General features: G+C 62.0%; 17 protein-coding genes and 1 pseudogene. 8 read left to right on the forward strand and 10 right to left on the reverse strand.

Going from position 1 to position 23,243, the window contains the following annotated elements; all coding sequences use genetic code 11:
* Window positions 1-212: 212 nt before the first annotated feature.
* From AAGS40_RS27660 to AAGS40_RS27675, 4 genes are all read right to left on the reverse strand, one after another.
* Window positions 213-1,598 (reverse strand): gluconate:H+ symporter, encoded by a 1,386-nt coding sequence (locus AAGS40_RS27660; protein WP_345816746.1) that lies wholly within the window; start codon window positions 1,596-1,598, stop codon window positions 213-215.
* Between the two features lie 106 nt (window positions 1,599-1,704).
* Window positions 1,705-2,568 carry an amidohydrolase family protein gene (locus AAGS40_RS27665; RefSeq protein WP_345816747.1) on the reverse strand — a complete coding sequence of 288 codons (864 nt, stop codon included), beginning with the start codon at window positions 2,566-2,568 and terminating at the stop codon, window positions 1,705-1,707.
* A 49-nt stretch (window positions 2,569-2,617) separates the two neighbouring features.
* Entirely contained in the window at window positions 2,618-3,913 is a 1,296-nt protein-coding gene (locus AAGS40_RS27670) for an MFS transporter (RefSeq protein WP_345816748.1), read from the reverse strand.
* Between the two features lie 57 nt (window positions 3,914-3,970).
* Window positions 3,971-4,696, reverse strand: a complete 726-nt coding sequence (locus AAGS40_RS27675) for a GntR family transcriptional regulator (RefSeq protein ID WP_345817611.1) — start codon at window positions 4,694-4,696, stop codon at window positions 3,971-3,973.
* Window positions 4,697-4,930: 234 nt separating this feature from the next.
* Here AAGS40_RS27675 and AAGS40_RS27680 point away from each other — a divergent pair.
* Window positions 4,931-5,260: pseudogene (locus tag AAGS40_RS27680) on the forward strand (LysR family transcriptional regulator); the annotation flags it as partial.
* Between the two features lie 185 nt (window positions 5,261-5,445).
* Here the strand turns inward: AAGS40_RS27680 and AAGS40_RS27685 are convergent.
* Both AAGS40_RS27685 and AAGS40_RS27690 read right to left on the reverse strand, forming a co-directional pair.
* Window positions 5,446-6,771 carry an arylsulfatase gene (locus AAGS40_RS27685; RefSeq protein WP_345817612.1) on the reverse strand — a complete coding sequence of 442 codons (1,326 nt, stop codon included), beginning with the start codon at window positions 6,769-6,771 and terminating at the stop codon, window positions 5,446-5,448.
* Window positions 6,772-6,795: 24 nt separating this feature from the next.
* On the reverse strand, window positions 6,796-8,040 hold the full coding sequence (locus AAGS40_RS27690) for an MFS transporter (protein WP_345817613.1): 1,245 nt from the start codon (window positions 8,038-8,040) through the stop codon (window positions 6,796-6,798).
* A 166-nt stretch (window positions 8,041-8,206) separates the two neighbouring features.
* On the opposite strand from AAGS40_RS27690, the gene AAGS40_RS27695 reads away from it, so the two are divergent.
* The 3 genes from AAGS40_RS27695 to AAGS40_RS27705 all read left to right on the forward strand — a co-directional run bounded on the left by AAGS40_RS27695 (window position 8,207) and on the right by AAGS40_RS27705 (window position 11,740).
* The gene (locus tag AAGS40_RS27695; protein ID WP_345816749.1) at window positions 8,207-9,136 is read left to right on the forward strand and encodes a LysR family transcriptional regulator; all 930 of its coding nucleotides are present in this window, start codon (window positions 8,207-8,209) and stop codon (window positions 9,134-9,136) included.
* 279 nt (window positions 9,137-9,415) lie between these two features.
* The gene (locus tag AAGS40_RS27700) at window positions 9,416-10,438 is read left to right on the forward strand and encodes an acryloyl-CoA reductase (RefSeq protein WP_345816750.1); all 1,023 of its coding nucleotides are present in this window, start codon (window positions 9,416-9,418) and stop codon (window positions 10,436-10,438) included.
* Between the two features lie 42 nt (window positions 10,439-10,480).
* Window positions 10,481-11,740: an acyl-CoA dehydrogenase family protein gene (locus AAGS40_RS27705; RefSeq protein ID WP_345816751.1), complete on the forward strand. Its 1,260-nt coding sequence runs from the start codon at window positions 10,481-10,483 to the stop codon at window positions 11,738-11,740.
* A gap of 57 nt (window positions 11,741-11,797) precedes the next feature.
* On the opposite strand, the gene AAGS40_RS27710 is transcribed toward AAGS40_RS27705, so the two are convergent.
* On the reverse strand, window positions 11,798-13,012 hold the full coding sequence (locus AAGS40_RS27710) for a CoA transferase (RefSeq protein WP_345816752.1): 1,215 nt from the start codon (window positions 13,010-13,012) through the stop codon (window positions 11,798-11,800).
* Window positions 13,013-13,189: 177 nt separating this feature from the next.
* Between AAGS40_RS27710 and AAGS40_RS27715 the strand changes: the two genes are divergently transcribed.
* The 4 genes from AAGS40_RS27715 to AAGS40_RS27730 are packed head-to-tail and all read left to right on the forward strand — an operon-like array spanning window position 13,190 to window position 17,905.
* Window positions 13,190-14,137 carry an IclR family transcriptional regulator gene (locus AAGS40_RS27715; protein WP_345816753.1) on the forward strand — a complete coding sequence of 316 codons (948 nt, stop codon included), beginning with the start codon at window positions 13,190-13,192 and terminating at the stop codon, window positions 14,135-14,137.
* 45 nt (window positions 14,138-14,182) lie between these two features.
* Window positions 14,183-15,397: an acyl-CoA dehydrogenase family protein gene (locus tag AAGS40_RS27720; RefSeq protein ID WP_345816754.1), complete on the forward strand. Its 1,215-nt coding sequence runs from the start codon at window positions 14,183-14,185 to the stop codon at window positions 15,395-15,397.
* Window positions 15,394-16,494, forward strand: a complete 1,101-nt coding sequence (locus AAGS40_RS27725) for a nitronate monooxygenase (RefSeq protein WP_345816755.1) — start codon at window positions 15,394-15,396, stop codon at window positions 16,492-16,494. Before AAGS40_RS27720 ends, AAGS40_RS27725 begins: the two co-directional genes overlap by 4 nt.
* Window positions 16,495-16,540: 46 nt before the next feature.
* Entirely contained in the window at window positions 16,541-17,905 is a 1,365-nt protein-coding gene (locus tag AAGS40_RS27730; protein ID WP_345816756.1) for an MFS transporter, read from the forward strand.
* A 597-nt stretch (window positions 17,906-18,502) separates the two neighbouring features.
* Here the strand turns inward: AAGS40_RS27730 and AAGS40_RS27735 are convergent.
* From AAGS40_RS27735 to AAGS40_RS27745, 3 genes are all read right to left on the reverse strand, one after another.
* Window positions 18,503-19,390: a LysR substrate-binding domain-containing protein gene (locus AAGS40_RS27735; RefSeq protein ID WP_345816757.1), complete on the reverse strand. Its 888-nt coding sequence runs from the start codon at window positions 19,388-19,390 to the stop codon at window positions 18,503-18,505.
* Window positions 19,391-19,495: 105 nt separating this feature from the next.
* Window positions 19,496-20,806, reverse strand: a complete 1,311-nt coding sequence (locus AAGS40_RS27740; protein ID WP_345816758.1) for an MFS transporter — start codon at window positions 20,804-20,806, stop codon at window positions 19,496-19,498.
* A 106-nt stretch (window positions 20,807-20,912) separates the two neighbouring features.
* Complete coding sequence (locus tag AAGS40_RS27745) at window positions 20,913-22,202, reverse strand: M20/M25/M40 family metallo-hydrolase (protein WP_345816759.1); 1,290 nt, start codon at window positions 22,200-22,202, stop codon at window positions 20,913-20,915.
* Between the last annotated feature and the right edge of the window lie 1,041 nt (window positions 22,203-23,243).

A 23,243-nucleotide genomic window follows, 5' to 3' on the forward strand; every position in this document is an offset into this window, starting at 1 on the left:
ATTAGGGACGGTCTGCACCCGCTAGCAAATGAACAACGACAAGAGACCTGGTCACGTCTGCCAAGCCGTCGGCACCGATTGCACCTTTTGGTTTAAACCGCCGCATTGGCGTTGCTCCAGGCCCAAGACGATGGATGTCCCGGTCCGGGAACCAAACCCGGCCTATCTGAAAGTCAGATACCCGCGCGATCGCTTATTCTCTCGCTGGCCATTTAATGGACGTGAAAGACTGCGTTGAAAATCAGCGCCATCACCAGCCCGACCACGGCCACGATCGATTGCACCACCGATATCGTCTTGGTGGCTTCGCCCATCGTCATGCCGAACGACTCCTTGACCATCCAGAAGCCGGCATGATTCGCATAGTTGAAGAACAGCGAACCGCAGCCGATGGACAAGGCCAGTAACGGCAGGTTGAGGCTCGGATCGGCACCGGCCAGCGGAGCCAGCAAACCTGCCGCGCCGACGATGCCCACCGTGGCCGATCCGGTGGAGACGGACAGCAACATAGCGATCAGCCATCCAAGAATCAGCGGCGGGAAGGCGATATGCTGCGTCAGATGCACGATCGCTTCGCCTACTTTCGCACTAGTCAGCATCTCCTGGAATGCGCCGCCTCCAGCGATGATCATGATGATAGAGGCAATCGGCTTGAGACTGTTGCCGAGCGCGTGGCGCAGCTTCTCGGCATCGCCCCCGCGGGAGAGTACCAACGCCACGACAGCGAACAGCACGCCGAGCAGCATGGCGATCAGCGGATTGCCGAGGAAGCTCGCCACATGCAGCATCCGTGCGTCCTTCGGCAAAATCATTTCCGCAATGGCATGAACCAGCATCAGAATGGCGGGCAGCAAAGCCGCCAGCACGCCGAGACTGACGCTCGGCCGCCGGCTATCGCCGGATTGTTCGACGACGGTGAACTGGTCGAGCAACGCCTGATCGGGCTTCGTGCTCATGCGCGGCGAAATGAATGCGCCATAGAGCGGGCCACCCAGAATCATCGCCGGAATGGCCGCGACGAAGCCGTACAACATGGTCGGACCCACCGACGTTTTGAGCGTGGCAATCGCAGTCAAGGGTCCGGGATGAGGCGGCACCATGCCGTGCATCGCAGCAAGCGCAGAAATCACGGGCACGCCGACATACACATAAGCCGAGCCCTTGAAGCGTGTGTGACTTTCCAGCTTGCGGGCAACGCTGAAAATTAGCGGAAGCATGACGACCAGCCCTACTTCGAAGAACATCGGAATACCGACGACGAACGCCACCACCGTCATCGCCCACGGAATCATCCGGTCCGAAGCGCGCTTCAGAATGGCCTCGGCAATCTGCTCGGTGATACCCGCATCCGCGAGGATCTTGCCGAGCATCGCACCGAGCGCGATGACGACGCCCACCGCGCCCAATGTTTTGCCTGCGCCGTTTATCAGGTGCTTGACGATGCTCCCCGGCTCCATGCCGGTCGCGAATCCCACGCCAACGGAAACGACTAGCAAAGCGAGAAGCGGATGCATCTTGATGCGCGAGACGATGAGCGCGACGAGCACCAAAACGCTGACTAGCGCGGTCAGCAACAAATCAATATCTAGACTGGTCATGGAATGTATCTTTGGTTTGAAGTGCCTGGCCGAGCATATTTGTCAATCAACCTCGTTGGGCAAGGAAAGCACGGTTCGGTGGGCTTCAGTTGCCATCGCGATTTGATCAACGAGTTCCCGCTTGCTTATCGAACATATAGAAGCTCGCAGGAGTCTGCGCGAACACAATGCTGCGCTCGTTCTCGTCTGGAAGCAGCGCACGCAACAGCTCCAGCGATCTCGTGAACTGCTCCGCTGTCTCATACTGCGTATGCGGCCAGTCGCTGCCCCACATGAGGCGCTGCACGCCGAAAGCTTCCTTCAAAAGATGGAATGCGTGACGCGTCCCATCGTCACTCGTGCCGCTGCCCGTCCAGTTCCGATATGCGCCGGACACTTTGACCCACACCCGCTTCGTTCGCGCCAGTTCGAGTAGATGACGAAAGCCCGGGTCATTCGCACCGAGGGCAGGATCGGGCCTGCCGAAATGATCGACAACGACGTTCACCTGCGCCTCCAGAAGCGGCGCGACGATGCGCTGCAGTCTTGCCGCTTGCGCGTGAACCTCGACGTGCCATCCAAATTCACGAACATGAGCGAGCGTGCGCGCGCTCAGCCAATGATCGAGCGGCTGATCGGCATGTCCGATCAGGTTCAGCCGGATTCCCACGACGCCCGCATCGAACATGTCGGCCAGCGTAGCTGGCTCGCAATCGCGCGCGATCACGGCCACGCCGCGCAGTCTGTCGGGCGCGCTTCGCAAGGCATCGAGCAGATAGCCGCAGTTGGTGCCAAGAAAGCTGGGCTGCACGAGGACGCCGCGTGCGATCCCGTGCGCGTCGAGCTGCGCGAAGTACGCATCCAGCGGTGCGTCGTAATCCGGCGCATAGCGGCGGTGCTCGGCGAGCGGAAGACCGCGAATGAACACATGCGCGTGCGTATCGATCGAGGCGATCTCGCGGTTCGCGCCTGTTAGCGTCGCAGAAAGCACGAATGTTTCTCCATCAATGTTCTCGCCTTTATGCAAGTTATGCGCATCGTTAATGCCTTTGAGCGTGAGCGATCGGGCGGGCGTCGTCTGTGTGTGGAGCCGCATCGCCGAGCACGCGCCCTCTCGTCTCCGGCAGCATCAGCACGGACAATACGACGATCGCGTAAGCCAGCCCCGCATCAATGCCGATGGCCGATCCGAGCGACATCTTCGCGGACATGTGCCCTACCAGCACGGGGAATCCCGCGGATACGACGCGGCCGAAGTTGTAACAGAAGCCGACACCCGTGCCGCGCATCCCGCGTGGATACAACTCGTTGAACAACGCGCCCATGCTTGCCGGAATGCCCGCCGCAAAGAAGCCGAGCGGAAAGCCGAAGAACAGCATGGCGGTGTTACCGAGCGGAAGAAACACATACGCGACCACCGTGATGACGCAGCAGATCGCGAACGTGAGGATGGTTTTCCGACGCCCGATGCGGTCCAGCAATTGCGCACTCACGAGACATCCGCAAAAGAACGCGACGATTACCACGGCGAGATATCCGCCCGTGCCAAGCACGGAAAGATGACGCTCGCTTTTGAGGAATGTCGGCAGCCAGGTCATGAGCGCGTAATAGCCGCCATGTGCGCCGACGCCAAGCAGGGCACCAATCAACGTCATACGGAGCATGCCTGCCGAAAAGATGCCGGCAACCACGCCCGGTGTCCCCTCGTTTCCATGCACTCGCGCGTCGCGGGCCGAATGCACGGGCGCGCCCGGTTCCTGCACTCCGCGTCGAACGTAGAGGATCAAAAGCGCCGGAACGATGCCGATCGCAAACATCGCGCGCCATGCCGTCGCCGCGGGCATCAGCGAAAACATCAGCGCATAGAGCAGCACGGCCGCGCCCCAACCGACGGACCATGCGCTCTGCACGCTGCCCATTGCCTTGCCGCGATGCTCGTTGCGGATGGTTTCGGCCATCAGCACGGCGCCTGCCGCCCATTCGCCGCCGAAGCCGAAACCCTGCAATGTCTTCAGCACGAGAAACTGCGGATAGTTCTGTGCGAACGCACACAGGAAAGTAAAAACGGAAAAGAACGCGACCGTCCATTGCAGTGTCTTGACGCGTCCGAGACGGTCCGACAGCATGCCCGCGATCAATCCACCCAGCGCCGACGCAACCAGCGTGACGCCGCTTACAAGTCCGGCTTGCGTGCGGCTGATCGACCATTCGGTAATGATCGCCGGGATGACGAGGCTGAACATCTGCACGTCGAGCGAATCGAGCGCCCAGCCGCCGAAGCACGCCCAGAACGTCCGACGCTCATTGCCCGATATTTCCCTGAACCAACTGAACATGCCGTCTCCCATCGCCGTTCCGTGTTCGGACGACGTGTTTGCGCTAGCGCTCGATGGCTAGCGGATCTCTGCTTGATAAATGAATTCGCTGGCGGGACCGCGCGAACGGCGCCATTCAAGCGGCTGCCGATCGTAGCCGTATGCAAGACGCTCGATGACGACCGCAGGTGTGCCCGGTTCGATATTCAACAGCTTCGCATGCCGCGAGCCGATGGCTTCGACGGTCAGCGTTTCTGTAGCGGACGCCACGATCTGATTACACTGCGCCTCGTAGACCGGGTAAAGCAGGTCCCCGACCTCGCTAAGGTCCATCGTCGCGAACGCCGCAAAACGTGCGTAAGGCAGCCAGATCTCTTCCGCGAGCAGCGGCACGCCGTCGATCAACCGCACACGCGACATCTGGATCACGCGTGCATTGCGCGATACCTCCAGTCGCGCGGCCACCGTCGAAGGCGCGTTGATGACGTCGCGGCGCAGAATCCGGCTTTCGGGAATACGCCGTTCGCCTTGCCGTGTCTGGAAGCGGAAGAAGCGAAAAAGCGAGCCGTCAAAGTTCGCGCGGCGTACGAACGTTCCCCTTCCCTGGAAACGCTCGAGCAAGCCTTCGGCGACGAGCAGATCCACGGCCTTTCGCACCGTGCCAACGGCAATGCCGTAGCTTTGAGAAAGAGCTTGCTCGGTAGGGATCGCTTCGCCCGGGCGCCAGTCACGAGCCGCGATTAACGCGACCATTTCGTCCCGCAAGCGCTGATAACGTGGCAACCGGCCGTCGCTTTGCAAAATCGTCTCCGTTCAAATTCATACATATGATTACATGTTTCGTCTCTGAATGAACCCGGGGATAACCCTGCCGGCTGCAGCGGCGGACAATCCAGTACCGGAAAGGCAGAAGTCTCGTATGGCGTACGATCCCTGCGGCTCGTATGTCTTCACGCGATCTGGACGTGCTTTGACCGAAGAGGCTCGTCGTTTCGCCACACTGCGCACTTTCGCTGACAACCAGGCAGGAGGCTACACATTGACCGCGTGGTGGCGATGGAGACTTTCATCACTGTTGTCGATGCGAGCTCGTTTTCCGCCGCGGCCCGCCGGTTAAAGCTGGGCCAACCGGCCGTCTCGAAGACAGTCGCGCAACTGGAGGAACGTCTGGGTGCCCGTTTGCTATTGAGATCGACACGTGGCCTTGCGCCGACCGATGCCGGTCAACGGTTCTACGATCACGCACTCAGAGCCATTGATGAGCCAGAACGGGCCGAACAGGCGGTACGTGAATCGTCGGAAGGCTTGTCCGGTCGACTGCGCATCGGCGCAGCCGTCACCTTCGCCCGACTACATGTCTTGCCGGCACCTTGACCGCCGCCGTTGCGCTGCAGTTCACGGCTGATCGTGGTAGGAACGCGTCCCGACCTCGGCGCAATAGACCGAATCGACAATTGGGCACTCATTCGCAAAGAATGACAGCCCGCCGTACCGATCCAACACCGCTGCGATCCCCAATGATCGCTCGCTGAGTGGTAATCGCCAACCAAAGCTCAGTCCGACTCACCCGGCGGCGTGTTCGGATGAGCTTTCACGCTATCTTTGAACGCCTTTACCATTTTCAGCATCGGACCCAGCACCCACGTATTACGGACGAGAACGTCGGTTTCCTCTTTCGGGTCCTGAATGAGATGAAACAGATAGGGCGACTCCAGTCTGTTTGCACCCGCGTTGACGTACGGCTCCCAGACGAAGTGCAGCTTCCAGTCTCGCCACTTGACGGCGCGAAGTTCGTCTTTAATGTAGAAGAGGAATCCGTCGCGGTTCGATACTGCCTTCGCGCCCGTCAAGAAATCGAGTTGCGAGACGCCGTCGATCGGCCGGTCCTCCGGCACCTTGCCGCCGATCACTTCGGCAATCGTCGGCATGAGATCGACGACGTGCACGATCTGATTGTTCACATCGACGGGGATTCTGCCCGGCCAGCGCGCGATAAAGGGTACACGCAGGCTGCCCTCCATCGCGGTGTGGTATGTGCCTGTCCAGGGACCGGCCGTGCCCCGATACGGCGCGCGAAATTCTGGGCCGTTGTCGCTGCAGAAAATGAAAAGAGTGTCTTCGGCGAGGCCCAGTGCGTCAATTTCATCGATGATCTGGCCGACGCGAAAGTCCATTTCCGCCAGCGAATCAGCCAATTCGCCCATGCCGGTGGATCCATCGAAATCCTTGTGTGGCAAGGTTGGAAAGTGCAGATGAACCAGCGGCAAGTAGAGGAAAAATGGCTTCGACGCGCGCGCGTTGCGCGCCATGAACGATTTCGATTTCTCTATGAGTTCTTCGTCGATGGTGCGTCGTGTCTCGAGATCGTACGCTTTCACGTTTATTGAAGGCTCACCTTTTTTCCCGGCCATGATGGACGGGATATCGGCGACTTCCGGGTCGAAACCGATCGACGTCGTGAACTGCGTCTCGTCAGTCGTGCGTGGAATGCCGTACCACTCGTCAAAACCCCGGTCCGTCGGATAACGTCCCTCCACGTCGCCAAGGTGCCATTTACCGAAATGCGCAGTCGCGTAGCCGGCATCCGAGGCCATCTCGGCAAGCGTCCATTCGGTGCGCTTCAAGCCTTGCGGCAGCCCAGGCGGAACGGACTGGAACGCACCCGTGCGAATAGGGTGCCGTCCAGTCATGAGGGCGCTGCGCGTCGGGACGCAATCGCTTTCCACGTTGTAGTTGAGCAGGCGCATGCCGCTCTCGGCGAGCGCGTCGATGCGGGGCGTCGCGGCGCCACGCATCAGCTTGCCGCCCCCGTAGCATCCCAACTCGCCCCACCCAAGGTTGTCGGCGACGATCAATACGATGTTCGGTGTGTTACCCATGTCTGAATTCACCCATCCGGTCCATTAATCTGCGGGCTGGTGATTGCCGAACTTGCGCAGGCAAACCAGCAAACAGAGGATGCTGATACAAGCAGCGGTCGCGACGTAAGCAGCAGGAACGAGCTTGCTGTGAGTCGTGCTGACCGCCCATGTGATGATTAATGGCGCGAATCCGCCGAAGGTGGCGACTGCGAGATTATGGGTAAGCGCAAGACCTGTCGTCCGCACCCGACTCGGGAACAATTCGCTGAGAACAGCCGGCATTGGACCCTGGTACGCACTGATGGCAAGACCGAGCAACGCGCATGCGACAACGAAAGTCGACGGCACTGGCCTCGCAATCAGCCATGCGAAGGATGGAACGACCACGACGCCCACACCGAGCGCCGAGAATAGAAGCACCCGCAGGCGTCCCCACCGGTCTGCGACCGCACCCGCCAACGGGCAGGCAAGTATCTGCACTGCGCCCATCAGAAGGGTTCCTGCAAAGGCGACCGAAGGATTCAGACCCAGTTGTTTGATTGCAAAGGTCGGCATATACAACACAATCACGTAGGACGAAGCTGTCACGAGAACGTAAATCCCGATCGCCAGCAACAGGCGGATCTTGTTGTCGGAGAACGTTTCCTTAACCGGGCTGCCGGCATGCGCATCGTGCGTGAAGACGGGAGTCTCATCGACATGCCGCCGGATATACCAGGCAATCGGAATAATCAGCAAGCCGAAGATGAACGGCATCCGCCATCCCCAGCCAGACAATTGTTCGGGCGTCAGATAGCGGGTGAGCAGGGTTCCGAAAAGCGACGCCAGAACCGCGGTGCCGCCTTGGGCCGCCATCTGGAAGCTTGCATAGAAGCCACGCCGCCTGCGGGGTGAATGCTCGACGAGAAAGCTGGTCGATGCACCGAATTCGCCGCCGGCGGAGATGCCCTGAACCAGGCGGCCCGCGACCACGATGATCGGCGCAGAGATCCCGATGGTCGCATAAGTGGGCGTCGCGGCGATCATCACCGTGCCGAGTGCCATCAGCGCAATACTCAGTGTGAGCCCTTTCTTGCGGCCGTGGCGATCGGAATAGGAGCCGAGCAGCAGCGCGCCGAGCGGCCGCATCAGATACGAACCGCCGAAAGTCCCCAGCGCGACCAGCAGCGACGTCAGTTCGTGCTGCGACGGAAAGAACAGTTTCGCGATCACGACCGCGAAAAAGCCGTAGACGACCAGGTCGAACCATTCGAGGGCCGTGCCGATAGTCGCGGCTGCTACGACCATGCGCAGACGTCGCCGCGACGCAGGGCAGGCCTGTGCGCCCTCGTACGCCAAGTTTGCTGTTTCCATGACCTGTCCGTCTTCGCCGTGAGAAGTATCGGAGCAGTATTGACAGTGAAAATTGACAAGGCAAGCATGCTGCTTTCACCTTCAATAACCATTGGTTATCGTGAACCTGGACGACCTGACGTATTTTCTGGCGATTGCCAAGACCGGACTCCTGCATCGTGCCGCGCTCAAGGTGGGGATCAGTCAGCCCGCTCTTACCAAGGCAGTGCGCCGACTGGAAGCGGAACTGGGTGTTCCGCTGTTCGAGCGATCGCCGAAAGGTATGCAGTTGACACGCTACGGTGCCGAGTTCGAGCGCAATGCCGTGAATCTGCGCGCGGCCTACGAAGACACGCTGTGCAAGATTGCCGAACTGCATTCCGGCGACCTTGCGAAGGTCAGGGTCGGCGCGACGCCGGCGACAGAGCCGCTAGTCAATCGCACGTTTCTCGCATTGCTCAAGCGCCGCCCTGCTCTGCGGCTGGATCTGAACGTTCAGCTGTCGGATGCACTCATGCAGGCGCTGCTGGACGGGGATATCGATCTTGCTGTCGCCCCCATGCCTGTCGAACTGCCAGAAGATCTCGTGGCCCTCAGGCTATTGAGAGAATCCATCGAAATCGTCTGCCGAAGCGGCCATCCGCTGAGCACGCTGGAAAAGCCCGCATCGCCGCAACAGTTGTCCCGCTATACATGGGTACTTCCCGCGCAAAGCATATCGGCAAGACAGCAGATCGATGCTTATTTCGCGCGATACCGTGTCGAGGGGCCGGTTGTTCAGGTACAGAGCAACTATAGTTCGCCAGTTGGCGTTTTCTCACTCATCGCGAGCACGGATATGTTGGGCATATGCAGTACCCAACACCGCCCCGTTGCGGAACAGTACCGATTGCAGGGCGTGCCGGCGAGCCGTGCCGACTGGCCTCGCGACATTGCCTGCCTTGCGCGGAAGGCCGGATCGCTTTCGCCCCTGACGTCGACCTTTAGAGAGCAATTGCTCGAGGAGGTTGCCAACATCGACACCAAGCCGAAGCGGGCAAAGAACATCTGAACGCGTCGCCGGCGCTTTCATTCTTTCGCGGGTGAGCGCGCGAAGACGTCACGCTGAGGCGTGCAAGAATGATCGGATTGGCCGGAATGCGGAAACGTCCGCGTGGCCGGCGGCTGGTATTTCTCAGACTCCGTTCGCTGCATCCTCGAATGCTCGCCTGGCTGAATCGCGACAGCCCGTCCAGGTGTTTCGACCTGCGAAACTGCTCACGCGCTCCGTTTGGCGCGGGCTCAGGCTGTGCGACCATGATTCACCACTTGCCTTCGACGGAGGTTTTGCGTGAATCAGCCGCATGGGGCGCTGTCTTCTTCCCTTCCTTCTGTGTTTCGCGCGATCCGGGTGGCCGAGAGCGATGGCCGCGCAATGGGCGCGATCGTCGACACCACGCTCGACGCGCTCGATCCCGGCGATGTCGTGATCCGTACCGCTTACAGCGGCATCAACTACAAGGACGCGCTGGCGGTGACTGGCAGCGCGCCGATCATCCGCCGTCTGCCGTGCATCGCGGGGATCGAGGCGGTCGGCACCGTTGTGCACGCCGACGATACGAGCGTACGCGTCGGCGCGAACGTGATCGTGCACGGCTTCGGCCTCGGTGTGGATCACGACGGCGGCTTCGCGCCTTACGTGCGCGTGCCCGCCGCGTGGGTGATTCCACTGCCCGATTCTCTGACGCTGTTCGAGGCCGCGACGATTGGCGTGGCGGGCTGCACGGCAGCGCTCGCGATTCACCGGATGGAGCACAACGGTCTCGCGCCTGGGCAGGGGCCGGTGATCGTGACCGGCGCAACCGGGGGCGTTGCGAGTCTCGGCATCGCAATGCTCGCGGCGGCCGGCTACGAAGTCGCGGCGATCACCGGCAAGCGGGATGCCGAACCGTATCTGCGTGCGCTTGGCGCATCGACGGTGTTGCCGCGCAGCGACGTGGAAGCGGGCGGCAAACCGCTGCGGCGAGGCCAGTGGGCGGGCGCACTCGATTCGGTCGGCGGCGACACGCTCGCGTGGCTGCTGTCGACGATGCGCGACAACGCGCCGATTGCGGCGTTCGGCAACGCGGGCGGCGCGACGTTCGCGGGCAACGTGCTGCCGTTCATTCTGCGCGGCGTGCAACTGCTCGGCATCAACGCGAACAGTCCGATGCCGCTGCGCCGCGCAGTGTGGGCGCGTATCGCCAACGATCTGCGCCCACGCCATGTCGAGGCGATCGGCAAGGCGATCGCTTTCGACGACGTGCCGGCCGTGTGCGCGCGTCAGATGAAGGGCGACATTCGCGGCCGTTCCGTCGTCGATTTCTCTCGCTGACGGCGCACTTTTCATCGATCAATAAGGATTTGGAGACACACCATGAGCCGTCTTTTCAGCGAGCGTTTTCTGCTCGGCCTCGAACCCGACGAACGCGCGCTCGTCGATACCACCCGCCGCCTCGTGCGCGAGACGATCGGCCCGAACGCCGACGCCGTCGCGCAGGAAGACGTGTTCGCCGAGGACACGTTTCGTCTGCTGGTCGAGCATCGCATCATCGGCACGGCGTTTCCGCGCCGCCATGGCGGCAGCGATGCGCGTCAGCGTCTGCGGATTCGTCTCGTCGAGGAACTGGGGCGCGTGTGCAGCGCGGCGGCGTCGCTCGTGACCGGCGCGGATCTGTCGTGCCGGGCGATCGTCGCGGGTGCGTCGGACGCGCTTGCGGACCGGCTGCTGCCCGCGCTCTGCAACGGCTCGTTGCAAGCTGCATTCGCGCTGACGGAGCCGGGCGCGGGCTCCGATGTGCGCAATCTCGCGACGGTCGCCGTGCACGACGGCGCTGGCTATCGCGTGACGGGCAAGAAAAAGTTCATCACGCGCGCGAACGTCGCGGACTGGTATGTGGTGATCGCGCGCTGCCGCGATCCGCTCGACACTGCTGGCGCTGAGACCCCGGCACGCGCTGACGATCCATTCGTCGCCTTGCTCGTGCCGCGCGACGCAGAAGGCCTGTCGGTCAGCGAACCCAATGCGAAGCTCGGCTGGTTCGGCGTGCCGGTCGCCGAACTGCGTTTCGACAACGTACGCGTCGAAGCGCCGATGCGTCTCGGCGAGGAAGGCGAAGGCTTCGCGCTTGCGCAGGACGCGCTGGTGCGCGCCCGTCTCGGCCACGCGTCGATGGCGCTCGGCCGCGCGATGGGCGCACTCGAAATCGCCGCGACCTATGGCGGCGAGCGCAACGTCTTCGGCAAGGCGCTCGGCGCGCATCAGGGCGTGCAATGGATGCTCGCCGACGCGTTCACGCAGATCGAAGCCGCCCGCACGCTGGTGGACGCGGCCGCGCAAAGCTACGACCGCGACGATGCCGACGCCGCCGTGCAGGCGTCGATGGCGAAGATGTTCGCCACCGATCTCGGCATGAAGGTTTGTACCGACGCGCTGCAACTGACCGGCGGACGCGGTTATCTGAAGTCGTTTCCGCTGGAGCGCTTCTTTCGCGATGCGAAGCTCAACCAGATCGGCGAAGGATCGAGCGAAGTGCATCGCACGGTGATCGGCCGCGACATCGTGCGGCGAATGGGCGACGCGCAGATGGAACGGCATCCGTGTCTGCCCGAAGGCATGCTGACAACGGATTTCTGATTCTTTTAACGAGAGCGGGCAGATGAAGCGTGCGTCCATGACGCGCGCTTCACTCGCTCAAATCACCCCTTCCTCGCGCAGCTTCGCGAGCGTCGCCAAATCGAGCCCGAGTTCGCCATAGACGTCCGCGTTGTGTTCGCCGACTGCCGGACCGCTGCGCGGCGGCGGCATCGTGCGGCCCCGCACGCGCGGCACGATGCACGGCGCCGGCACGCTGCCGAGGTCCGGGTCGGGCAAACGGATGATCGCCTCGCGCGCCTGAAAATGCGGATCGGCGACGATATCCTCGATCGTGTAGATCTTCGTATGCGGCACGCCCGCTGCCGTGAGGCGCGCATCGAGCGTGTCGAACGGAATCTGCGCGAACGCTTCGGCGAGCAATGCGTCGAGCGTTTCGCCGTGCGCCACGCGACTCACGTTGTCGATAAAGCGCGGATCGTCCGCGAGCGCTTCCATGCCGAGCATCGCGCATAGCCGGCGGAAGATCGGTTGCGACGACGCGACCAGCGAAAACGACACGCCGTCGGCGCTCGCATACATGTTCGATGGCGCGGTATAAGTCGCGCGATTGCCGTGATGACCGCGCACCTGACCGAGCTGTTCGTGCTCCACCGCGAGTGGTTCGAGCATGCGAAATAGTGCTTCCGTGGCCGACAGATCGATCTCCACGCCGGGCGCATCCGGATCGGATCGCATCCGCACCATTTCCGCGGCGATCGCAAAGGCCGCGAAGGTGCCCGCCACCGTATCGCCGAGCGGGAAATTCATATGCAGCGGCATACGGCCCGCTTCGCCGCACAGATTCGTCAGACCGCTCATCGCCTCGAAGATGCGCGCAAAGCCGCCGTTCTGCCGGTACGGTCCGGTTTGCCCGAAACCCGTCAGACGCAAGACGACCAGACGCGGATTCGCCGCGTGCAGCGTCGCCATGTCGAGTCCCCATTCCTCCAGCTTGCCGGCACGAAAATTTTCCACCAGCACGTCGGCTCGCGCGACGAGCCGGAGCATCAGATCGCGTCCCGCCGGCTTGCGCACATCGAGCGTGATCCCGCGCTTGCCGCGATTCGTCACCTTCCAGTAAAGCGCGTGCTTGCCCTTGACCGGCTGCAGTGTGCGCAGTGCGTCGCTGCCGTCGGGCAATTCAATCTTGGTCACCCGCGCGCCCAGATCGGCGCATAGCGTGGTGCCGAACGGCCCGGCCACCACGGCGGACAGATCGAGAATGCGCACGCCGGCAAGCGGCCCTTGCGACGGTGAATCCTGCGTAGTCATGGCGTCTCCTGCTTGTGTTGTCGTCCCGGGATGCCGTCAAAGTAGGCGAGATCGGCCGCTGGGTTCAACTGGCATACCGCAGAGCGAAACACTATGCTGAATTCCTTGACCCTCCCGACCCGGAAAACGACCATGGTTTCGTCCAAGTCGAAGCGCACTTCCACATCACGATCCGACATGCAAACCGAACCCACCACGCCGGCAAGCCGCCGCAGCAAGCGTGAGCGCGCGGCGCCCAAAGCCGGGCTGGCCGCCGCTTCTCCTGCCGCCGCGAGGCGCCCACGCGCCGCATTGAAGGCGACAGTGCGTCCCGGCGAGCCGCTCCTCCCTGCTCCGCCCGATGACGATTCGACCGACCGCCAATTCGCGATCAACCTCGCGCGCGGTTTGCAGGTGTTGCGCGCCTTTACGCCGACCGAGCCGATGCTCGGCAATCGCGAACTCGCGGATCGCACCGGCCTGCCGAAAGCGACGATTTCGCGGCTCACGTACACGCTCACGTTGCTCGGCTACCTGAACCGCAGCGAGAAGTACCAGCGTTACCGGCTCGGGCCCGGCGTGCTGACACTCGGCTATCCGATGCTCGCCGCCATGCAGATTCGTCAGGTGGCGCGACCCTACATGGAGACGCTGGCGCGCGAAACGCGCTGCACCGTGAACCTCGGCATGCGCGACCGGCTGAACATCGTCTATGTGGATACGTGCCGTCCTGAGCGCGACAACAACGCGCATCCGGATATCGGCAGCACGCGCCCGCTGCTGTCGACGGCGCTGGGCCGCGCGTTGCTGATCGGCGGGAGTCTGAACGAACGCACGGCGGTGCTGAACCGCCTGCGTCTGTCCGATCCGGAGCGCTTTGCGCAGGACCTGCCGTTCTGGGAAGCCGATCTTGCGGCGTTCCCGCAGCGCGGCTTCACGCATAGCCGTGGCGACTGGATCAAGGACATTCACGCGGTGGCCGTGCCGGTGCGCCAGCCGCCGCACGAAGAAGGTATCGCGTTGAACTGCACGATCGTGAGCCGGCGTCTTGCTGACGACTGGCTCGAACGCAAGGTCGCGCCGCTGCTGCTCGAAACCGCGCTGCGCATCGAACGCGCGTGCGGCGTGATCGACGCGACGCCCTGAATACGGCGCTTTGGCGCCATGCATCGAACAGAAGAAGGAGACAAGATGATCCGCGATGCCGACACGCTCAACGCCCTGCTCACGCAGTTGTACCGCTTCGTGGTGGACGAATGCATTCCGCTCGAAGAACAGGTCGACCGCGACGATGCGCTGCCCGAGACGATCGTCGAACGCATGCGCGAGCTGGGTTGCTTCGGCCACAGCATTCCGTCGGAATACGGCGGCGCGGGCCTCACGACCGAGGAACTCGCGTGCGTAAACATGGTGGTGTCCCAATGTGCGCCGGCGTTTCGCGCGCGCTTCGGCGGCAATACCGGCATCGGCTCGGAAGCGTTGATTGCCGACGGCACCGAAGCGCAGAAGCGCCGCTATCTGCCGTCGCTTGCGAGCGGCGCGATGACCGGCGCGTTCGCCCTGACCGAACCGGGCGCCGGTTCCGATGCGATCGCGCTGGCGACGACCGCCGTGCGCGACGGCGATGACTACGTACTGAACGGCAGCAAGCGCTACATCACCAACGCGCCTATTGCCGACCTCTTTACCGTGTTCGCACGCACTGATCCCAACGAGCCTGGCGCGCGCGGCATCTCTGCGTTTCTGATCGAACGCGGCACGACGGGACTCGATACATCCCCCGCATACAGAATGATGGGCCAGCGTGGCTCGCCGGTCGGCGAAGTGCATCTGAAGGATTGCCGCGTGCATGCGTCCGCGCTGCTCGGTGGCGAGCCTGGAATGGGTTTTCGCAGTGCAATGAAAGCGCTGAACAAGCAACGGATCAATCTCGCGGGACTCTGCGTCGGACCGGCGATTCGCTTGCTCGACGAAATGCTGCTGCGTGCACGCGAGCGCGAACAGTTCGGCAAGCCGATTGCCGAATTCCAGCTCGTGCAGCAGCTAATTGCGCTCAGCAACACCGATATTCACGCGGCTCGCGCGCTGGTGCTCGACACGGCGCGCGCGCGAGATCGCGGCGAAGACGTGACGATGACCGCGTCGATGTGCAAGCTCTTCGCAACCGAAATGTGCGGACGAGTCGCCGATCGGGCGGTGCAGGTGTATGGCGGCGGCGGTTTCATCGCGGATAACGCGGTGGAGCGGCTCTTTCGCGACGTGCGGCTGTTCCGTCTCTATGAAGGCACGTCGCAGATTCACGAGTTGAACATCGCGAAGCTGACGCTGCGCGGCGAATCGCACGATGCGCGGCATCGGCAACTGCATCAGCCCCGATTGCAGACCGGCACGAGGAGCGCCGCATGACGCGCCTTACCGCTACCGCCATTTGCCGCGATCTCGGCGTGCGCTATCCGATTTTCGGCTTCTCGCATGAGCCGGACGTGGTCGTCGCGCTGGCCGAAGCAGGCGGCTTCGGCGTGCTCGGTCTGTCGCGCGAGATGCCGGAAGAGATTCCGCGCGTGATCGATGAAGTCGAAACGCGCCTCGCGGGCAAGCCCTACGGCATTGATCTGATGTTGCCCGCAAACGTACCGCAAGCCGCCGATCTAGCCAGCGTGCGCGAGCAGATTCCCCCCGCGCATCGCGCTTTTGTCGAGGGACTGCGGGCGCGCTTCGATCTGCGTGCGCCGACGCGTCCAAGTTTCTTTACGACGCAGGTGCGCAGCGAAGCGTTATTCGATGCGCAGATCGACGCGCTGCTTGGCTCCCGCGCGCGCGCCGTGGCGACCGCCATCGGGATCCGGCCCGAACTGATCGAGCGCGCCCGCGCGGCCGGCAAATACACGATCTCGCTCGTCGGCACCGCGCGGCACGCACACAAGGCGCTTGCGCTGGGCGTCGATGCGCTGGTCGCGCAAGGGTGCGACGCGGGCGGCCATACCGGCACCATCGGCACCTTCTCGCTGATTCCGCAGATCGTCGCGGTCGCGCGCGGCAAGCCGGTGCTTGCGGCGGGCGGCATCGGCACCGGCGCGCAAGTTGCGGCGTCGCTGGCAATGGGCGCGCAGGGCGCGTGGCTCGGCACGCTGTGGCTCGCCGCTGCGGAAAACCACACGCCGCCTTCGTTGCTGCAACGGCTGATCGCCGCGCAGAGCGCCGACACGATGATCTCTCGCGCGCACAGCGGCAAACCATGCCGCGTGGTGCGCAGCGCGTGGATCGACGCGTGGCACGAAGCGGGCGCGCCCGAGCCGTTGCCGATGCCGTTGCAGCAGGCGCTCACCGGCGCCGACTTCAGCGCGATGCACGAATACGACGACGCGAACCTGATTTACGAAGCCGCGGGTCAGAGCGTATTCGCGATCACCGAATCGACGACGATCGCCGCACAGATGGCAACGCTGGTCGACCAGGCGAACGCCGCATTCGACGCGCTCGCGCAGACGATGCAAGACACGTAGCAGCGGCTTTGCGTGGCCATAAACAAAACCAGCATGGAGACGACAGATGAATGACAAAGGATCGATCCGGGCATGGCTGATCGTCGCCATGCTGTTCCTGTTCATGGTGATCAATTTCGCGGACAAAGCGGTGCTCGGCCTTGCAGCCGTGCCGATGATGCACGACATGCATTTGTCGCCGCGCGACTTCGGGCTGGTCGGCAGCAGCTTCTTTCTGCTTTTCTCGCTGTCGGGCATTGGCTTCGGCTTTATCGCGAATCATGTGCAAAGCCGCTGGTTGCTCGCTGTGCTCGCCATCGTGTGGAGCGCCGTGCAGTTCCCGCTCGCCTCGGCGAGCGTCACGTTGCCGGTGCTGATCGCGTGCCGTGTGTTGCTCGGTCTCGGCGAAGGGCCCGCGTTTCCGCTTGCGCAGCACGCCTGCTACAAGTGGTTCGACAACGCGCATCGCAATGTGCCGAACACGATCGTGCAGCAAGGCTCCAGCGCCGGATTGATGCTGGCCGGGCCGATCCTGTCGTACATCATCGTGCGCTACGACTGGCATCATGCGTTCTTCGCGCTCGGCATCGTCGGCATCGTGTGGATGCTGGCGTGGCTCGTGATCGGCCGCGACGGCACGGTCGGCAGCACGAACGCAGCGGTCGATGAAGCCAATGCGGCGCAAGCCGTGAACGATGGCGGACCGTCGTTCCTCTACCGGCATCTGCTGCTGAACAAGACGTTTATTGGCGTGCTGGTCATCTACTTCGTCGAATACGCAGTGATCTCGCTCGCGTTCACGTGGTTTGCGGTGTATCTGCGACTCGGCCTCGGTTATTCGCCAATCGTCACCGGATGGCTGTTCTCCGGCATCGTCGGCTCGTTCATTCCACTGACGCTGGTGCTCGCGTGGTGGTCGCAACGCATGATCCGCAACGGCCACAGTTCACGGCTTGCGCGCGGTGTGCTGACGAGTGCATTCGCGATGCTTGGCGGCGTGATGTTCCTCGCGATTTCGGCGGACCTGACGCCGGCGGTGAAGGTCGTGTGTCTCGCGATCGGCGGCGCGATGAGTCAGCTCGTGTTCTCGTTCGGACCGTTGATGATCAGCGACATCGTGTCGGTCAGGCAACGCGGTGCGCTGCTCGGCATCAACAGTTCGATCGGCACGTTGGCGGGATTGATTGCACCGGCGCTGATGGGCGGCATCGTGCAGGCGAACCAGGGTGTGCCGGCGATCGGCTACGAGCACGGTTTTCTCGCGGTGGGCGGCATGCTGCTGGTGAGCGGCGCGCTCGGCTTGGTGCTGCTCAATCCTGAACAGACACGAGCCCGCATTGTCGCAGCGGCACGTTCACATGCGCTGGGCGCAGGAAGGGGAAGCGATAGCGACGAAGCGCATCAACGGGGCGTGGCACCCTCGGTGGAGTGAATTCCGTTTAATAGGCGAAGTTGCACACGTCGCCCATGCGGTGTTTGGAGAAGCTTGAATCGCACAAGGATGATATGACCTACTCGCCACCAGTGCTGTGAAACAGGGCGAAGCCGGAACTGCCCGTGACGTGGGTCGCCCCATTTGATCAGGAGGGGAGCAGGCGTCAAGCCGCCATATGCACGACAGTGGCATGAAATACGCTCACGCCACACTCCATAGTGCAGTGGGCATGACCGCAAAGCACGATTAATGACGCAATCGCCTTCCGGGCGTGCCTGCGTCAGCCGTTGCCGCGCGCGCTGGGTGGGGCCGGTGCAGCCGCGCTCCGCTTTGGCAGCCGGGACGCTGCTGGCGAGCGATCCAGGCAGCTCATATCAATGATTAGCGCTGCAGGTAAGAAGCAATTGGCACTGAGAGGAGTGTCGGGCGGTGGCGTGATTGCAGCTTCATTTGCCATCCGCGCGACCATACCGACACTCGCGATGTGCGACGCTCCGTGAGTTGGATGCAACGGTTGCACGCTACCAAGCAGTGAGCGATGGAACCGGCACTTCTCGGATCTTTTGAGTTGCGTAGGTGACACATTGCACTGGTTCAGCGTAACGTGCGCAGCGTATTCCGGCACACTTTTGTGAACTGTTCGACCAGCGCTGACCGCTCGCCGTTAATGGCCACGCTCGCGACGACGGGAATCGCGATTTCCGGTGCAAGCGGCACGACATTGAGCCCCTGACCGCGTGCGGAAAGCGCCGCGATTTCGTCGACGATAGTCACGACTTTCGAACGTGCGGCAAGCGCCACGAGGGAGTGATACGACTGCGCGGTGACGCTCGAGCGGACCGTAACCGAAAGTTCTTCGAGCCGTTTTGCCAGTAGCCGCCCGAGTGGATCGGCCGGATCTGGTCCAATGATCTCGCGGCCTTCGAGCGCACTGATCTCCATGAGAGGCGCCTCGTCGAGAACGTCCGGGTGACCCACGCAAACGAGCCGGCTCGATGCCAGTTCGATTTCCTTAATGGCAGGATGAGACACGCTGTGATACAGCACGCCGATATCCGCTTCCATCAGCGCTATGTTGGCGACCGCGGTTGACGAGTAATCAGAACAAAGGGAAAGCTTCACACCCGGATGCAACGCCTTGAATGCGAGTACTGCGTCCGCCACGACAGTTTGCGCCAAGGCTGGCGCGGCCAGAATGCGGATCGAAGACTCGTCGGTCCCGTCACGCAGGTTTTCCGCAAGCCTTTGGACCGCCTGCAACTGCTCGTCCAGTCGCATGATCTCAGGAAACAGGGTTTGCGCCTCGCGGGTCGGGATCAGCTTGCCGCGAACCCGTTCGAACAGCGGATAGCCAAGCTGGCGCTCCGCGCTCTGCAACGTTTGCGTGATCGCCGGCTGGGTGAGCGATAGCAGCGCGGCCGCAGCCTTGAGCGTGCCAGTCACGCGGATCGCGTTTACTACCTCTATGTGCCTGAGTCTCATTGGATGCTCGCCGGATGTCGACCTTCTCGGATCCAGCAGATTTTAAAGGGTGACGGGGCGAGCGATCCGGTAAGCCAAAAATGGAACGTGGAGAACTTTGGGCGATCAGGCGTTTTTCAGCACGTTCTCGTGAGCAGAAACAGGGTATGTCCGCTTGCGAAAGTAAAGAATGCAGACTAGCGCGATGACGGCAGTGACCATGACGTAATAAGCAGGCACAAACTTGCTGCCGGTCTCGTTTGCAATCCACGTGCAGATCATCAGCGATAGGCCGCCGAACACGGCGAAAGTCAGGTTATGGACAACCGCGATGCTGGTGGTACGCGTGCTATGCGGAAACAGTTCCGCGACGAACGCGGGCATCGCACCCTGGAACACCATCACGCACGCTGTCAATCCAGTGACGCAGAAGACATAGACGCCGACTGTGGGGGACGCGACCATCAGGTGAAATGCAGGAATCGTTAGGACGACGGTAAGCAGCGTTCCCGTCGTAATGAGCGCAAGCCGGCCAATACGATCCGACAGTGCGCCGAAGACGGGTGGCAGTACAATCTGTGCGACCGAATAGCCAATCGCGCCCCACATTGAATCCACCGGGCTCATTCCCAACACCTTCTGCGCGTACAGCGGAATGAAAACGCCCAACAGATAATTCGTCGAAGCGGCGAGCGAATACAGGCCGATAGCCCCGGCGAGACGAGCTTTGGCCGTCGCGAACGTATCGCGGATGGGGTTGCGTTCGTGACTGGACTTCTCGAATTCCGGCGTCTCGTCGACGCGCCGGCGGATCCAGTAACCGAACGGCACGATCGCGAGGCCGATCAGAAACGGCACACGCCAGCCCCACGACGCCAGCATGTCGGGCGTCATCAGCCTGTTCGCACCGAGCCCGACGATACTCGCGAGGCCCGTGGCAAGGCCAATGCCGACCACCTGATAACTCGCAAAGTACCCTTTCATTCCCTTCGGTGCGTGCTCCGTGACGAAGGAGACGGTCGAGCCGAACTCACCGCCCGCGGAGAAGCCCTGCAGGACTTTGCCCAGCACGAGGATCAATGTACCGACCACGCCGAATGTCGCATAGGTGGGCGCGCAGGCAATCACGAGCGTGCCGATTCCCATCAGCCAGATGGTGAGCATCATGCCGGCCTTGCGGCCATGCCTGTCGCTGTATGAGCCGATTACCATCGCGCCGAGCGGCCGGATGAAATAGCTGACGCCGAAAGTCGTCGCAGCGGCGAGCATCGAGGTGTAGGCGTCGCCCGTCGGGAAGAAGGCTTTGGCCATTACGACGGCCAGGAAGCCGTAGACGAACAGATCGTAGAACTCGAGCATGTTGCCCACCAGCGCAGAGGCCAGGATGCGGCGAAATTTGCTGCGTTGCTCAGGAGTTAAAGCTTTATCGGTTGCCATGACATTTCCTTTTCCGATGCGATGAGCTTACGGCAGCGCTGCATCTGCGGCGCTTCCGACAACGAGGTCAATGAGGCCAATGCGGTCGTGACATACGCGGGCCGGTTCAGAGGCCGACTGTTGCGCTCAGATAGTCGAACGCAGTGAGCGCGAAGATCTCACCGAGGGCGCGCAACTCGTCTACGTAGACGTATTCGTCGCAAGAGCCCATGTTGTAGGACGTCAAGCCGCAGACCACGGTGGGGATGCCGTGCTGCCGGTAAAGCCGTGCGTCGGAGGCGCCCACCCGCATATTGACCACCGGTTGTGTGCCGAGCTTCGCAGCGCAATGGCGGCTGAGTGTTCGAATGATCTCGTGATCGGGAGCGGTCCAGCTCGGTTCGTAGCGTCGCGTGATTTCCAGCGAAACACCCGGATGACGCGCAACGATTTCCTTGACGCGGTCTTCGATCTGCGCGACTGATACGCCGACTGGCAAACGGATGTCGGCGGTCGCGGTGGCGTGGTCCGCGATCAGATTGGACAGACGCCCGCCGTTGACCGTACCGAACGTGATGGTGACCTGGCGCAAAACGTCGCTCTCTCCTGCGCCAGAAATAAGTTCAGATGTTTCGCTCGAACGGGCGATGGCAGCCAGGACTTCGTCCGGCGCGTTCACTGGATAGTCGCGCACCGATTTGAGTTCCTGGATAGCATCGAGTATTTTCTCGATTGCGCTGTCGCCCTTATGCACATGGGCCGCATGTGCCGACTTGCCGGTCGCATCGAGACGCAGCCAGATCATGCCTTTCTCGCCGAAGCGCAGCACGTTGGGCGATCCGGTGTCGGCGCTAATCATTGCGTCGCCGGCTGCGTGCGGCACGTGATTCAACAGGTAGCCAGTCCCTTCCGTACCCATGCTTTCTTCATCCCCGGCGAAGGTGGCGACGACTTCGCCCGCGAACGACTCGCGCAGAGCGGCGAGCTGACGCAACGCGAACACAATGGCGGCGACCCCGCCCTTCATGTCTGACACGCCCAGTCCGTAGAGCTTCCCGTCGCGTTCCTGACCGTCCGGATCGGCCGACCATTGATGGGCGTTCACGAGCGGGAAGGTGTCCAGATGGCCGTTGAAAACAAGCCGACGCCCAGGGCGCGCACCACGCACGCGCACCACGAGGTTCATGACATGTGGGAGCGTACCGAATCGCTCGACTTCCGCACCGGAGCCTTCGAACATCGCCTCGATAGTGTCGGCGACCGCGTGAGTATTGCCGGGTGGATAGGCGCTGGGAACGGCTACGAGGGAGCGTGCAAGATCGATGATCTGATGACTGGATCGCGATGCGGCATCCTCGAGGGTGCTTCGCAAACGGGCAATCTCGGCATCGCCCATGACTAGCGCATCGGCTACCATTTCTGTCCTCCATTGGATTGGCGCGCTGCGAGCCGGAGAGGAGGCAGCGCTAACGATCCAATAGTCAATAGCCGATTTATTCGCGTCTAATCAGCCAAAAACATGGGGATATAAGTAAAAGTTAATCGGCGCTGCAGACGCTACCTCCGTCCACGTAACGCGGCTGATTGTTTTAAGCCCAAGGCCATTCTGTATGCACAACATGGTGTAGCGGCAGCTAGTCGCTGAGTTGCCGGCATTCACGAGTGGCGCCTCAGCGACCTGGAGGGGTCGCGTGCTGCCGATCACCGGCCGGTGACTTTCGGGTCAACTTTGTATTCAGGCAGGTGGCCGGACCTTTTGTCGTTTCGTTAGCTGCACATGAGGACGGTACGTGAATCGGTCATGACGGCTGACGGCGGGATCCGTCCAAAGGTTAGCGAACACAACGAGGAGCAAGCCAACGCGTGTCTGTTCGATAACCGGGGTGACGGTGCTCCCCACCAGACCCCAATCGGACAACACCGGAAACGCGTCGATTGCGCATACAACCGGCGGTACGACGGCGGGGGACCAGCACCATGCCGTGCCCGGCTGCAGACGATCAACAGGGCCTCGACCGCCAACCGAAGACCGTTTACATGTACGTCATCCTATAACTATAGCGAATATGCACACAATTCAAAAACACCTTTCAGCTGTGCGGTTCGGGTTTACGCGCCTGTTATGACTCACGAGCAAAATGCTAATGTCACCGATGACATACGACGACCTATAACAAACCAGTTATTGTCGCGAAGCTCGCCCGATTCATAGACGTTCGAGGACATATCATGCCGGCCGTCTCGCCATACCCTTCATCGAAGCACCGAAGACGGCGTTCGCCGCGTTCACGCGCAGCGGCCTGGCCGCCGACCTTATTCAGGCGCTCGGTGTCTCGCTGCCGGATGCGGCCGCTGCCAGGCGGTGTTCAATGGATGCGTCGCGCGCGGCAACAGCACGCGGGACCACTCCGCGAAGATCCACGCACCCGAAGAGATCCACGCACCCGAACAAGCATCC

Source organism: Paraburkholderia sp. PREW-6R, from assembly GCF_039621805.1.
Classification (GTDB): Bacteria; Pseudomonadota; Gammaproteobacteria; order Burkholderiales; family Burkholderiaceae; genus Paraburkholderia.